The organism is Leptospira chreensis (assembly GCF_016919165.1).
Lineage (GTDB): Bacteria > Spirochaetota > Leptospiria > Leptospirales > Leptospiraceae > Leptospira_A > Leptospira_A chreensis.
In genome coordinates this window covers 22,049-35,440 of the sequence record NZ_JAFFPS010000039.1, presented here as the reverse complement: position 1 = coordinate 35,440, position 13,392 = coordinate 22,049, and the positions used below count along the sequence as shown (strand labels likewise).

The following is a 13,392-nucleotide window of genomic DNA, read 5'->3' as shown; positions in this document are numbered from 1 at the left end:
ATGAAAACTTTACTTTTCCAAACGTTAAGTAAAAGAAACCGACTCCTAATCTTAGGGGTCGGTTTGGTTCTTGGTTTGGTATATTTGATTCCTATTTGGTCCATTTCCATTTCGGCTCCGCAATACCCAGAAGGACTGGGAATGCAGATCTGGATTAGTAAAATCACTGGTGCGACACCTTATGATTTAAAAAACATAAATCTTTTGAATCATTACATTGGTATGCAAGAGATTGTTTCAGAATCCATTCCAGAACTACTGTTTATGCCGTATGTTCTTGGTTATCTGATCCTTGGTGCTTTCATCACGGAACTATATCCAAAAGTAGGAATGGCCATTTTAGGAATCATCAACCTAATCATTGTAGGACTTGTGGGACTTTCGGATTTTTGGCGATGGGAATATAACTACGGACATAACTTAAATCCTGATGCTCCCATCATCATTGAAGGGATGGCTTATCAACCACCATTACTTGGTTGTAAGGTGATGTTAAACATAACTGCTTGTAGTTATCCTTCCTATGGTGGTATCATTTTAGGCCTTAGTCTCGTCACATTGGTTTATATTCTCTGGGATGAAAATCGAAGGAAAAAATCAAATGTGGTTTAAAAGTTCAAAACTAGTTTGTATTTTCCTCACAGTTGGTTTGATCCACTGTGGGGAAGTTCATCCAGAAAAACTGACTGTGGGGGAAATGAAATGCAGCCATTGTTCCATGAACATTGTTGATATGCGATTTCACACCCAACTCATTACCTACAAAGGAAAAAGATACCATTTCGATGCCATTGAATGTAAGAACCAGTTCCAAAAAGATAAAAACTTAAACATAGAAAAAATCTGGGTCACCAATTACCTAGATACAAAAGAATTTCTATTGGAAGATCAGGCGATCATCGTCCAATCCGATAAAATTCGTTCACCGATGGGAGCGGGTTATGCCGCTTTTAAAACTTATGAAGACTCTATCCCATTCCAAAAATAATAGACTTCCACCTAGAGCGAAAGGGAAGCCAAAAACAAATCGAAATCATCATGCGAATCCTAACATTCACACAATCAAACAATTTACATTCTTATTTACTTTTATATTACTTACTACTCTTCCCATCCATTCTTTGTTTTCTAAAACCATTTCCGTATGTACAAATTGTACGATAAAAACAGTCAAAGAAGCCATATCCCTTTCACAAAATGGGGATACCGTTCAGGTCCAAGCGGGAATTTATAAAGAAGGTTTTTTATCCATCACCAAATCCATTACCATCCAAGGAGAAGCTGGGGTCGTGATTGATGGACTCAAACAAAAACATGTGTTTGGAATTTATTCGAATGGGGTTCGCCTAAAGAATTTAAAAATCATAGGAAGTGGAATTTCTGATTTAACCGAATTTGCAGGAGTGTATGCTGATAAAGTTAAAAACTGCCACTTTGAAAACTTAAGCCTAGAAGATAATGTTTATGGTTTTTATCTCGCAGAAACAACCAACTGCATACTGAAAAATAATATCTCCATTGGGAATGCGGAAAATGAAGTTCTCGGAGGAAATGGAATTCATCTTTGGTCAGCAAGCCATAACAAAATCATTGGGAACAGACTAGAAAAACATAGAGATGGAATTTATTTAGAATTTTCGGAACACCTAGAAATTGAAGGGAATGAATCCAAAGAAAACATTCGTTATGGAATGCACTTTATGTTTTCAGGTCACAACCAATTCAGTCGTAATGTTTTTAAAAAAAATTCTGCCGGTGTTGCTGTGATGTATAGCAAGGATATCATCATGGAAGAAAATCAATTTTTGGATAACTGGGGAGAAAGTTCCAATGGAATTTTACTTAAAGACATTGCAGACAGTACCTTATCCAAAAATCGTTTCGAAGGAAATACCATTGCGGTTTTTGCGGATGGAATTACCAATATCAAATTTCAAAATAATGATTTCATCAACAATGGATGGGGAATCAAAATTCTAGGAAATACCGATCATAACAAAATCACAAATAATAATTTTATAAAGAATGTTTTTGATATTAGTACCAATACAAAATCAACTACAAATGAATTTATCAATAACTACTGGGATCATTATGAAGGTTATGATTTAGATAAAGATCATTTCGGTGACATCCCTCATAAAACCATTCACTTCTTTGGTTACTGGATTGCAGTTTACCCTTTTCTAATGGTCTTGTATGAATCCCCTGTCGTTTTATTTTTACAAGGAATTGAAAAAGCATTTCCCATCGTAACCCCAATCGAATTTGAAGACCAACATCCTCGGATGAAGGAAAGAATATGATCGAAGTAAAAAATCTTACCATTAGTTATGGAGGAAACTCCGTTGCTGTGAAAGATGTAAATTTTCTAACCGAACCGGGAACCATTCTCTCCATCATTGGCCCCAATGGATCCGGAAAAAGTTCTCTCATCAAAGGAATTCTTGGGCTTGTCCAACCAAGTTCCGGTTCCATCCAGTTTATCGAAAAAAAACAAACTCCACATACGATCGGTTATATGCCACAAACACCTCGGTTCCCGGCAAATATAAAAGTAAAAGAACTGATTTCTTTTTTTAAAAAACTAGAACCTGTCGAAGAAGAATCATTTCAAAACTTACTCTCAACATTAGAATTAAACAATCATATGGATAAAAAAATTGGATCTCTCTCCGGGGGAACCAAACAAAAGATCAGCATCCTTCAATGTTTTTCTTCCAAAAAAGATTTATATGTCATTGATGAACCCACAGCTAGTTTAGATCCCTACATCTCCCATTTACTAAAGTCTCTTTTAGTCGAAAAGAAAAAGGAAGGATCTCTTGTCATCTTTTCGACTCATATCCTAGCAGAATTACAAGAGTTAGCAGATCGCTTCCTATTATTATCAGAAGGATCCATTCTTATTGATGATTCACCCGGAAATTTCCTACGAAAAAACAACAAAACTGATTTAGATCAGGCTTTGATGAATTTCTGGAATGAGGAATACAAAACAAAACCATGAAAGAAATTTTAATCTTTGAAATTAAAGAAAATATACGAAGCCGCTGGGTATTCATTTACTCTGGGCTACTTGTCCTCGTGATGATGGTCCTTAGTTTTTTTGGCGATCAAAACGGAATCCGTTTGCTCGTAAGTATTATGAACTTAACACTCATCGTCATTCCTCTCTTTTCGATTACATTCTCAGGAATGTCATTTTTAGAATCGATGCCTTTTGCAGAAGTTTTACTTTCGAAATCAGTGAGTCGGACTGCACTATTCTTTGGAAAGTATTTCGGAATTACGATCTCTTTATCACTCGGCCTAGTATGTGGGCTTGGAGTTCCTGGAGTGATTTTCTTTATTCATGATCCTAAGTTTCTTTTTTTATTTTTGGAACTATTGACTTTTGGAATCTTTTTAACTGCGATCTTTGTTGCGATTGCATTTTTTATTTCTTCTTTTATCCGAAGAGGGGAAATCATTCTAACCACTTCCCTTTTGGTTTGGTTGTATTTCTTTATCTTTTTTGATGCTTTAGTTTTTATCTTTAGTTTATATTTGGGAGATTATCCCATTGAAATTCCATCCCTCATCATCATCTTACTGAACCCAATTGATTTAATTAGAATTCTTCTGATTTTACAAACAAGTTCTTCGGCCCTTCTCGGGTTTTCAGGAGCTCTGTTATTAAAACAACTGGGACTAGTCGGTGTATCTTTGATTACTGTTTTGTTTTTATCTTTATGGGTGATCATTCCTTTAATGATTTCTTTCAAACGATTCCAAAAACGAAATTTCTAATTTTATATATGATTTCATCAAATAACTTAAATCCACTTGATATAGATCATGGAAAGATTGAGTGAACTGAAGTAGAATGATATTTGACTGCCATGAAACGTTGGATACAAATTGTCTCGGTTTTGATCCTCCTTCCTTTTATAGGTAAAATCCTATTTTTGGAAACGGGACTTCTTGCCCAGTCCTTATATCGTCTTTCTATGATTTGCCATTGCAATCATGGTTCTAAAAACGAAATCCATAGAGAGGAAGACTCACACCAATCAAAACGAATCACCTGCCATCTAACAAAACAAAGTGGCCCGCACCAATGTTCCTGCTCTAAGAAAAAATCGGCAACCAAGGTTCTCCAATCGCAATTGATGAATCCTAGTTTCCCGTTCGAAACAAAATTTCAAAATCAAATCGCCTATGATGCTCTCATTCATCCATTCCAAACAAACGTTCATTTGTTGAATGGATTCTCCCACCCACCTGACAAACCACCAAGACCCACATTCTCTTAGAACCAAAGGAATGTACCGGTTCCCTATAAAGGAACCATCCCAATCAATAAGGCAAACTGAACCAAAAGTTAAGTCCTTGGTATTCGATCAAAAGGTAATTTTATGTTAAAGAATCTATTTTCATCCACTCTTATAGGTCTTATCACAATTAATTGTAGTATGGCAAAAACGACAGAAGCAAACAACTCATCCAATCTACTTTCGCTTCTGGTAGCGGCAAGTGCCAACCCAGGCTGTGCCCTTTCCTCTACACAAGCCATTACCAGTAACCTCACACAAGTGGAAAGTAAACCACGCACAAAGTATACAATCCAAGACTGCAATGAAGTGGGATTTACCAATTTAGGTCTCACACAAACAGAGATTACAAAGGGAGCCACCGGTATGAGTGCCTCTTCTGTATTGTATACAAATAACGATGTGATGCTCGCCACAAACAAAGGAGGAACCAATATCGAAGTCAGCTTCACATTCAACTCACCGACTAGCACACTTGATGTGATAGCTTATGGAGCGGGAAGTCCAGTCAGTGGTCCCACATACCGACTCATTGCTGGAGCACAAACTCAATATAAAAATGCCTCAGGTGTATTTGCCAACACAGGAAAGGGCGGATCTGTTTCTGCACCCATTCCTTCTGTAGGAACCAGTTATACTTTTTGTTTGGATTTCCAATCAACACCCAGTGGATCTAGATTCCTAAATGGTTTCAATAAACCCTGTTCGGAACTAACAGATACGGAACGAGGATCTATGTCCTACTATCCGATCATGCAAATGATGAATGTACCTGTGTATACAAGCGGTAATCGATTGGGATTTGTATTGAATGGTGTGACCCTCACATCCTTTACCATCGGTTCCATTGTATCGAACACAGAAATGTAAATTCTCTCTCCAAACACTTGTCATACTGGTGAATTTAGTAACCAGTATGATTTTTTTAAAAAGGGCCATAACACAAATGAAACTTAAAACACTAACCCTATTATTTCTAATCACCTCTCCTCTACTTTCCAAAGGAGTCAAAATTGAGAATGCTTATATCAAATATACATCCGGCACAAACTCTGTTGTATATTTTTCTATCCACAACACAACAAACACCGAAAAAAAACTAATCCAAACAAAGTCCAATATCGCCGACCGCGTCGAATTATTTACCATGTTACCATCGGACTCAGGAATGAAAATGATTCCAATAGCAGAGTTTCCCATTCCTAAAAACTCCACCCTACAACTTAGTCCCAAGGGTTACCATATTATGCTTTTTGGAATCAAATCCCCTCTCAAACTAAAAGAATTAATTCCTTTTCGTTTGATTTTTTCCGATGGAACTGAAATCCATACAGAGATACCTGTAGAAGTATCGCCACCTAACAATAAACTAGGTCAAAAACAAGAAACATCCACACAAAACCCAAAAGACACTCCGACGAAAAACAATACCACTACCGATCTAGAAGAAGATGATATGCCCCATTTCCATCCCAATGGTTCACCGAGCGAAGACCATTCGGAACATGATCATACAGGTAATGAAGTTCACGAAGGACATGAGCACCATAACCGCGCTGATGCCTTAGCACCTGCAGGAATCATGAATCCTCATATCCATGAAAAAGGAAAATGGATGGTGGATTATCGCTATATGGGTATGAAGATGTGGGGTTTACAATCAGGAACCAGAGGACAATCTGACCTAGGAACCTTATACTTTCCCTACACAGATCCAACAGTGTCGATGCCATCGGGAAGTTTGATCACAAGTTCTCCTCTCGGAACGACGATTCCCACAATTTCACCTAACAAGTACAACTATATGTCTGTTCCCACAGATATGGTGATGGAGATGAATATGGTAAGTGCCATGACTTCTATTTCCGACAAATGGATGATTATGTTTATGGTTCCCGCCATCAAAAACAAAATGACTATGGTATCGAGTAATTTTGACCGCGCTCCTATGAGTTCCGCGGGGATTGGAGATGTAAGTTTTAGCACCGCCTACCGTTTAATCAAAACAGAACATCAGAATTTTTTTACAGGTATGGGACTTTCTCTTCCTACAGGTTCCATTGATGAAAGAGACAATATGCCAATGATGGGTGTTCAAAAAGTTCCTTATAATATGCAACCTGGATCTGGCACCTATAGTTTGTTACCTCAAGTTTCGTATAACGGGAATTATAAAAGAATTTCTTGGGGAGCCCAATCACAAGCCACTTTACGAATTGGAAAAAATGATAACAACTACAGATTCGGCAATCGATACGAAATCTCTGGATGGGCAAGTTTTCTCGTACATGAAACCATGTCCTTCTCCCTTCGTGTTGCCAAACAAAGATGGCTCAACTTACAAGGAGCAGACGCTACCTTAGATCCCAAAATGGATCCACAAAATGATCCTTACCGCCAAGGAGGAATGCGTAGCGACCTACTCATCGGTGTTAACTTCCTGATCACAAAAGGATATTTACAAGGAGTCCGGTTTGGATTCGAATACGGCAAACCCTTCCATCAAAATTTAAACGGTCCCCAACTCGGAACCAGAGAACTCATCAATGTCTTTGCCTCATTTACATTTTAGAATTTAAGTTTTGTTTATTTTTTGGGGCGCACATCTCCGGCTTTCCGCTACAATCTTTCCTAACGGAAAGGATTTTCGCTCCAATCCGGGGTGCGGGGAAAATGGAATTCTCTATTGACGAATCAAAGTGATTTCAAAAAAATTTAGTGAGTGATCAAACTCGATTTAAGGATTTCACTTTCTCTTACCTTTTATGACAAATAGCCACCTAACCATTCGAAACGCAACACCTACTGATGTAGATTCTATTGTCCCTCTCATATATTCTTCAGGCCCCAAAGCCTGGACTTTTGTTTTCCAAGAAGGAAAAAAAACTCCCTTTAATTTTTTAAACTCTTCTTACATACGAAGAGGAAATACTGTATCCTATACCAATCATTATGTAGCAGAGATTGATGGTCGAGTGGTGGGTTCCATCCTTTCTTATTCCCAACCCAGTTTTTTAGCACTCACTTTAGGCACGGCCCTTCGTATCCTTTCTGTCTACTTATGGAATGCTCCGAAAGTAATGGCACGAGGTCTCAAAACAGAAACCATCATCCAACCTCCAAAGTCAGGACGTTTGTATTTGGGCCATATTGCTGTATTAGAATCAGAAAGAAACAAAGGGATCGCGAAAGAACTTATCGAATACATGTTAAACAAAGAAACAAAATATAAAACAGCTTCTTTAGATGTATCGGCTGAAAACAAACCAGCCATTTCTCTCTACCAAAAGTTAGGATTTCAAATCAAAGAAACAAGGCATCCCTTAGGTTGGGAAGGAACCATTCCTTCGCACCACTATATGGAAAAACAAATTTAAACTTTTGTATGACAAAAGGAATTCCATCCGTTGCCAAATCACAATTTGAATCCTTGGGTTACTATCTGTTTCCCAATTGGATTCCCTTAGATACGATTCATATCTTAAAAGAAATCCTTCTCCGTTCCCATGAGGAATGGTTACGGGAATTTCAAAATCCAAAAAATGTGAATAGTGCTTATCTCACCTCCACGAGATTCACAAAAGATGTACAAGATAGAAAAACATTATTTGGATTTATTGGATCTGACTTACTCCTCAGTATCTGTGATTTGATTTTCCAAGATCCAATCTACTTTCTCAACACGCAGATATTTTTTAATCCAACCGACACAAACAAACTTCCCTATTGGCATAGAGACATCCAATACATGGGAATTTCAGAAGAGGAACAAAAACAAAGGATTCATAAAGATCATGTTTGGCATTTTCGGATTCCTTTGGAAACAGATCCAGGCCTTTGGTTCGTTCCTGGTTCCCATAGTCGTTGGGATTTGGAAGAAGAAAGAAAAGTGCGTTTGGAATTAGAAGGTAAAAAAAATAGTGATGCGATTCCTAATCAAATTCTCATCCCACATGGTCCAGGAGACCTTCTTGTGTTTTCGGCTCATCTCCTCCACAAAGGGAATTACGATTCCAAACGATTTTCCTTCGATATCCTATACACAAACTTTCCGGAAAAGAAACAAACCGCAGAACAATGGAATCATTTCCCAGATAGAGAAAGCCAATTAGAAGATCCAAAAAAGAATTCTATCTTTCACTTAATTTAAAAATGGGAATCGATTCAGAATCTAAAATAAAACCCTCGCGCCAGCGACCGCAGAGGAAATCCTTTCCCGTAGGGAAAGATTGGAACGTAGGGCGCGGTCGTGTATGGATCGGATCCATCTCATCTAACAATTTCGAGGCGCCCCAATTTTAGTCATTGATTTCCATTCGTAGCAATAAAAACCATTCTGTATGAAAGATTTTTTCTTACGAAACAATGCTTATCATATTTGGGCTACAAAACTTTTGTATGAATCACTGGAAGAGATCCTTGAGGAAAATTACAAAAAGGATTTGGGTTTGTTTTTTAAATCCATTCACGGAACTTTGAACCACCTCTTAGTTGTAGAAAAGGTTTGGTATTCTAGACTAGTGGGTGAGATTTATGTGCCGGCTTCTCTTGCCGAAGAAATAGAAACAGACCGCCAAACATTAAAATTGCGGATGATCGAATCTTTAGAACTATGGAATACCTGGCTTAAGGGTTTGGATGATTCCATTTGGCCCACTCTCTTTCGTTACAAAACCATGCGTGGGTTTGAAGCAGAACTCATATTTAGTGATGTAGTGCAACATAACTTTAACCATCGCACCCACCATAGGGGCCAGATCACAGCCGCCATCACATTGCTAGGTGGCAAGTCTCCAGAAATTGATTTTGTCTATTACCTTCAAACTTTAGGAAAATAATATGTGGAACCCATCCAAAAAAACCAGAACCATCGCCAGTAGAATTTTAACCGTTTTGTTTTCTCTCACAATGATCTTTCATGTGGTCGCCCTCTTCCAACTCATCCCTTACCAATACCTTTGGGGAGGAAGACTCAGTAGCGTGGAAGAAATGTATTTGATGGAAACGGTTTCCCTCGTTGTCACCGGATTTTTTTTATGGTCGAGCATTCAATATTTAAGATACATAAACCAAGGTTTGGTGCCTATTTGGATCCGACTTCTGTTTGGTTTCATTGGAATTATATTTTTACTCAATACTCTTGGGAATCTAGTTGCCATTACCAATTTAGAAACTTTACTGGCTACACCGGTAACAGCATTTTTATCGGCAATTTGTTTCTCATTGGTACCAAAATATGAAAATTAGACAAGCTAACTACAAAGACATTTCCAAACTCTCTGGGATATTCGACGAATATAGACAATTCTACGGACAGAGTTCAAATCTAACAGGCGCTGCACGATATCTTCAAGATAGGGCAGAACATGGACAATCCATTATCTTTTTGGCTGAAGATCCAAAATCGGGAGAGATCGCAGGTTTCACTCAACTATACCCAGTATTCTCATCCATCTCTATGCAAAGATCCTACATCCTAAACGATCTATTTGTCAAAAAGGAATTTCGCAAACAAGGAATCGCCAAACAATTAATTGTCGAAGCAAAGTCCTTTACCAAAACAAATTCCGGCAAAGGTTTAGAGCTTTCCACTTCTACACATAACAAAGAAGCCCGTGCTTTGTATGCACAGGAAGGTTTTGAACAAGAAACAGAATTTTTAAGTTACTTTTGGAAATCTGTTTAAAGTAATTTTAAAGGAGTAAGTCACTGTGTACATTCCCGAATATTTTAAGATGGAAACGGAATTCATTTACCGATGTATTGAAGAAAATCCATTTTCTTTATTGGTATCTGAAAGCCAAGGAAACTTAAGTGCGACACATTTACCTCTGCTCCTTTCCAAAGACAAACAATCGTTAATTGGCCATTTTGCAAAACCAAACCCACAAAAAGAAAGTTTGGAAAAAGAAGTCCTTTGTATTTTTTCCGGTCCTCATTGTTATATCTCTCCTTCTTGGTATGAAACAGACCGTGCGGTTCCCACTTGGAATTTTACCGCGGTACATGTAAAAGGAATTCTAAAACCTGTGGAAGACGCAAGCCAAATCCATCAAAGTTTACAAGCTCTCGTCAACAGGTTTGAATCTAAAGATTCAAATTACAAAATAGATCAAGTAGACAGCCACTACATTGAAGGTTTAAAAAAAGGAATTGTTCCTTTTGAAATCAAAATCACTTCTATCGAAGGAAAAGAAAAACTAAGTCAAAATCATTCCGAAGAACGAAAGAAAAAAGTAATTTCGGAATTGGAATTATTACCTGGCGAAAATGAAAAGGCCATTTCCAAATTGATGAAAGACAGACTTATGAAATGAATTTATACATAGATCTATTTAAAACTTTTTTTATTTTAGGATGTACTTCCTTTGGTGGACCTGTGGCTCATTTGGGATACTTCCAAAATGAATTTGTAGAAAAGAAAAAATGGATCTCCTCTTCCACCTATGCAGACTTAGTTGCTCTTTCACAATTTTTACCTGGTCCTGCCAGTAGCCAAGTGGGAATCGCTATTGGACAAATTCGTGGAGGAATTCCAGGAGGAATCCTTGCTTGGTTTGCGTTCACACTTCCTTCTGCTCTTCTAATGATTTTTTTTGGACTTGGTGTGGGACTTTATCCTGAGTTTTGGAACCAAGGTGTCTTACATGGATTTAAAATTGCCGCAGTGGTGGTAGTTGCCCATGCGGTTTGGTCTATGGGTGTTAAACTTTGTCCGGATAAAGAAAGGATCAGTCTCGCAGCGATTGCATTAACCATATCCATAGGGATTGGTGGAACCTTAGGACAACTACTTCCTATTTTTCTCGGTGGGATCTTTGGATTTCTCTTTTTAAAAAAAGCAGATAACCTTCCTCATTCCCCCACTGGATTTAAAATTTCAACTGCCTATTCCTATACGCTTCTCGGTATTTTTTTTCTGATTTTATTTGTTCTTCCTCTTCTAGCAAACTTATTTCAAAACCAATCGATTCGCCTATTTGATAGTTTTTTTCGTGTAGGTTCCCTCGTGTTTGGAGGTGGGCATGTTGTGCTCCCTCTACTTAAAGAAGAAGTAGTGACCACGGGTCTTGTATCCAATCAAATATTTATGGTAGGTTATGGAGCCGCTCAGGCAATCCCTGGCCCACTCTTTACTTTCACTGCTTATCTTGGAACCGTTTTGAAAACGACACCGCATGGAATTTGGGGTGGGATCTTTTGTTTGGTTGCTGCTTTTTTACCTGCTTATCTACTCATCATTGGAATCCTCCCGATTTGGGAACGATTTCGAAAAGAAACTTGGTTAAAACAATCGATGGCTGGTATCAATGCAGTTGTTGTAGGTTTACTCATTTCTGCTTTGTATTCCCCGGTTTGGACAGAAGCCATCTTCAATCGATATGATTTTGTTGTATTTGCACTGTGCTTTATTTTACTTATGTTTTGGAAGCTTCCTTCCTGGAGCATTGTAGCCGTATGTGCTTTTTTTGGATTTTGTTTGAACTTCTAACCTAGGAAAAAAATCTCCAGTGAAACTAGAATTAAATGTCAGAGTGACTCCAGAGATTGCCTCAAACCCAGACCATCTCTTACAATTTGTTTCCAAACAAAATAAAATCCCAAAACCATCCATCAAACATATTGAATGCACTTCGCGTTCCATTGATGCAAGACAAAGAAATATTGTTTTCCAATTACGATTGGATGTATATGTAAACGAAGATTTTATTCCCCTAGAATATACAGTTCCTGATTTTCCAAATGTCCATTTAGCAGAACCAGTAATTATCATTGGAGCTGGACCTGCTGGATTGTTTGCCGCCTTACGTGTATTAGAACTAGGAAAAAAGCCGATTATCTTGGAACGGGGAAAAAATGTAAAAGACCGTATCGAAGACCTTCGCGGAATCAATGTCCATCATATCGTAAACGAAGATTCCAATTATTGTTTTGGGGAAGGAGGAGCCGGTACTTATTCGGATGGAAAACTTTATACCAGGTCCAAAAAAAGAGGAAACATTCGTAAAGTTTTAGAGTATTTGGTTTCTTTTGGTGCCACCAAACAAATACTAGTCGATGCACATCCTCATATTGGAACGAACAAACTCCCTCATATCATTCAAAATATTAGAGAGTGTATTCTTTCTTCCGGTGGGGAAATTCATTTTCAAACACGAATCACCGATTTGATTCTTTCAGGAAATTCCATTGTTGGAGTGAGTTCCGCATCCGGCAACAAGTGGATGGCAAAAAATGTCATCATCGCTACAGGCCACTCTGGACGCGAAATGTTCGAACTTCTCCATGAAAAGGGAATCGAAATCCAAACCAAACCTCTAGCCATAGGTGTACGAGTGGAACATCCACAGAGTTTGATTGATTCCATCCAATACCATTGTGATGTTAAAAATCCACTCTTACCTGCCTCTGAATACTCACTTGTCAAACAAATCAACGGGAGAGGGGTGTATAGTTTTTGTATGTGTCCTGGGGGAGTGATTGCTCCTTGTGCCACCAAACCGGGTGAAGTTGTGACCAATGGTTGGTCTAGTGCAGAACGTTCGCGCCCCACCGCCAATTCAGGTATTGTCGTAGAACTACGATTTGACGATTTCAAACCCTTCGAGTCGTACGGAGTGTTCTCTGCTCTCAAATACCAATCAGAGATTGAACAAAAAGCCTTTCAAATGAATGGGGGAACACAAAAAGCTCCAGCCCAACGAATGGTAGACTTTACAAAGAACCAAATCTCCACCGACCTTCCTAAAACTTCTTATACACCAGGCCTTGTCTCTGTTTCCCTTTCCGAATTATTACCTCCGCTGATTGCTGACTCTTTAAAAAAAGGATTCCAGGAATTTGATTCTTCCATGAAAGGATACTTCACAAACGAAGCCATCATCCATGCGCCAGAAACACGGACTTCTTCTCCCATCCAAGTTCCTAGAAATCCCGATACATTAGAACACATTCGCATCAAAGGATTGTATCCCTGTGGTGAAGGTGCGGGTTATGCGGGAGGAATTGTATCGGCAGCGATTGATGGAATGAAATGTGCAGAAGCAGCCCTCACCGGTAGTTTTACAAAATAGGG

At 38.4% G+C, this 13,392-nt stretch carries 16 protein-coding genes; all 16 read left to right on the top strand.

Going from position 1 to position 13,392, the window contains the following annotated elements:
* The 16 genes from JWG41_RS12085 (at position 1) to JWG41_RS12010 (ending at position 13,390) form a co-directional block, all read left to right on the top strand.
* Complete coding sequence (locus JWG41_RS12085; RefSeq protein ID WP_205270190.1) at positions 1–612, top strand: hypothetical protein; 612 nt, start codon at positions 1–3, stop codon at positions 610–612.
* Positions 602–988, top strand: coding sequence for a nitrous oxide reductase accessory protein NosL (locus tag JWG41_RS12080; RefSeq protein WP_205270189.1), 387 nt, complete (start codon positions 602–604; stop codon positions 986–988). Before JWG41_RS12085 ends, JWG41_RS12080 begins: the two co-directional genes overlap by 11 nt.
* A complete protein-coding gene (locus tag JWG41_RS12075; protein WP_205270188.1) occupies positions 942–2,306 on the top strand; it encodes a nitrous oxide reductase family maturation protein NosD in 1,365 nt (454 codons plus the stop codon). The genes JWG41_RS12080 and JWG41_RS12075 overlap by 47 nt, the downstream gene beginning before the upstream one ends.
* On the top strand, positions 2,303–3,010 hold the full coding sequence (locus tag JWG41_RS12070; RefSeq protein ID WP_205270187.1) for an ABC transporter ATP-binding protein: 708 nt from the start codon (positions 2,303–2,305) through the stop codon (positions 3,008–3,010). Before JWG41_RS12075 ends, JWG41_RS12070 begins: the two co-directional genes overlap by 4 nt.
* The gene (locus JWG41_RS12065) at positions 3,007–3,792 is read left to right on the top strand and encodes an ABC transporter permease (protein WP_205270186.1); all 786 of its coding nucleotides are present in this window, start codon (positions 3,007–3,009) and stop codon (positions 3,790–3,792) included. The genes JWG41_RS12070 and JWG41_RS12065 overlap by 4 nt, the downstream gene beginning before the upstream one ends.
* Before the next feature lie 92 nt (positions 3,793–3,884).
* Positions 3,885–4,298: an LIC_11090 family protein gene (locus tag JWG41_RS12060; protein ID WP_205270185.1), complete on the top strand. Its 414-nt coding sequence runs from the start codon at positions 3,885–3,887 to the stop codon at positions 4,296–4,298.
* 102 nt (positions 4,299–4,400) lie between these two features.
* A complete protein-coding gene (locus tag JWG41_RS12055) occupies positions 4,401–5,186 on the top strand; it encodes a hypothetical protein (RefSeq protein ID WP_205270184.1) in 786 nt (261 codons plus the stop codon).
* Between the two features lie 76 nt (positions 5,187–5,262).
* Positions 5,263–6,888 carry a copper chaperone PCu(A)C domain-containing protein gene (locus JWG41_RS12050; protein ID WP_205270183.1) on the top strand — a complete coding sequence of 542 codons (1,626 nt, stop codon included), beginning with the start codon at positions 5,263–5,265 and terminating at the stop codon, positions 6,886–6,888.
* Positions 6,889–7,081: 193 nt separating this feature from the next.
* Positions 7,082–7,693, top strand: a complete 612-nt coding sequence (locus tag JWG41_RS12045) for a GNAT family N-acetyltransferase (protein ID WP_205270182.1) — start codon at positions 7,082–7,084, stop codon at positions 7,691–7,693.
* An 8-nt stretch (positions 7,694–7,701) separates the two neighbouring features.
* Entirely contained in the window at positions 7,702–8,466 is a 765-nt protein-coding gene (locus tag JWG41_RS12040) for a phytanoyl-CoA dioxygenase family protein (protein WP_205270181.1), read from the top strand.
* Between the two features lie 190 nt (positions 8,467–8,656).
* Positions 8,657–9,154 (top strand): DinB family protein, encoded by a 498-nt coding sequence (locus tag JWG41_RS12035; protein WP_205270180.1) that lies wholly within the window; start codon positions 8,657–8,659, stop codon positions 9,152–9,154.
* A 1-nt stretch (position 9,155) separates the two neighbouring features.
* Positions 9,156–9,563: a hypothetical protein gene (locus JWG41_RS12030; protein ID WP_205270179.1), complete on the top strand. Its 408-nt coding sequence runs from the start codon at positions 9,156–9,158 to the stop codon at positions 9,561–9,563.
* Positions 9,553–10,002: a GNAT family N-acetyltransferase gene (locus tag JWG41_RS12025; protein ID WP_205270178.1), complete on the top strand. Its 450-nt coding sequence runs from the start codon at positions 9,553–9,555 to the stop codon at positions 10,000–10,002. The genes JWG41_RS12030 and JWG41_RS12025 overlap by 11 nt, the downstream gene beginning before the upstream one ends.
* A gap of 25 nt (positions 10,003–10,027) precedes the next feature.
* Positions 10,028–10,633 carry an FMN-binding negative transcriptional regulator gene (locus tag JWG41_RS12020; protein WP_205270177.1) on the top strand — a complete coding sequence of 202 codons (606 nt, stop codon included), beginning with the start codon at positions 10,028–10,030 and terminating at the stop codon, positions 10,631–10,633.
* The gene (gene chrA, locus JWG41_RS12015) at positions 10,630–11,808 is read left to right on the top strand and encodes a chromate efflux transporter (RefSeq protein WP_205270176.1); all 1,179 of its coding nucleotides are present in this window, start codon (positions 10,630–10,632) and stop codon (positions 11,806–11,808) included. Before JWG41_RS12020 ends, chrA begins: the two co-directional genes overlap by 4 nt.
* Before the next feature lie 19 nt (positions 11,809–11,827).
* A complete protein-coding gene (locus JWG41_RS12010; protein WP_205270175.1) occupies positions 11,828–13,390 on the top strand; it encodes an NAD(P)/FAD-dependent oxidoreductase in 1,563 nt (520 codons plus the stop codon).
* Positions 13,391–13,392: the final 2 nt, after the last annotated feature.

What these genes read in the sequence shown, in the direction of transcription:
- JWG41_RS12070 (WP_205270187.1), top strand. Translation starts at nt 2,303, where the DNA reads ATGATCGAAGTAAAAAATCTTACCATTAGTTATGGAGGAAACTCCGTT.
- JWG41_RS12080 (WP_205270189.1), top strand. Translation starts at nt 602, where the DNA reads ATGTGGTTTAAAAGTTCAAAACTAGTTTGTATTTTCCTCACAGTTGGT.
- JWG41_RS12035 (WP_205270180.1), top strand. Translation starts at nt 8,657, where the DNA reads ATGAAAGATTTTTTCTTACGAAACAATGCTTATCATATTTGGGCTACA.
- JWG41_RS12045 (WP_205270182.1), top strand. Translation starts at nt 7,082, where the DNA reads ATGACAAATAGCCACCTAACCATTCGAAACGCAACACCTACTGATGTA.
- JWG41_RS12065 (WP_205270186.1), top strand. Translation starts at nt 3,007, where the DNA reads ATGAAAGAAATTTTAATCTTTGAAATTAAAGAAAATATACGAAGCCGC.
- JWG41_RS12060 (WP_205270185.1), top strand. Translation starts at nt 3,885, where the DNA reads ATGAAACGTTGGATACAAATTGTCTCGGTTTTGATCCTCCTTCCTTTT.
- JWG41_RS12040 (WP_205270181.1), top strand. Translation starts at nt 7,702, where the DNA reads ATGACAAAAGGAATTCCATCCGTTGCCAAATCACAATTTGAATCCTTG.
- JWG41_RS12025 (WP_205270178.1), top strand. Translation starts at nt 9,553, where the DNA reads ATGAAAATTAGACAAGCTAACTACAAAGACATTTCCAAACTCTCTGGG.
- JWG41_RS12030 (WP_205270179.1), top strand. Translation starts at nt 9,156, where the DNA reads ATGTGGAACCCATCCAAAAAAACCAGAACCATCGCCAGTAGAATTTTA.
- chrA (WP_205270176.1), top strand. Translation starts at nt 10,630, where the DNA reads ATGAATTTATACATAGATCTATTTAAAACTTTTTTTATTTTAGGATGT.
- JWG41_RS12075 (WP_205270188.1), top strand. Translation starts at nt 942, where the DNA reads ATGCCGCTTTTAAAACTTATGAAGACTCTATCCCATTCCAAAAATAAT.
- JWG41_RS12050 (WP_205270183.1), top strand. Translation starts at nt 5,263, where the DNA reads ATGAAACTTAAAACACTAACCCTATTATTTCTAATCACCTCTCCTCTA.
- JWG41_RS12085 (WP_205270190.1), top strand. Translation starts at nt 1, where the DNA reads ATGAAAACTTTACTTTTCCAAACGTTAAGTAAAAGAAACCGACTCCTA.
- JWG41_RS12055 (WP_205270184.1), top strand. Translation starts at nt 4,401, where the DNA reads ATGTTAAAGAATCTATTTTCATCCACTCTTATAGGTCTTATCACAATT.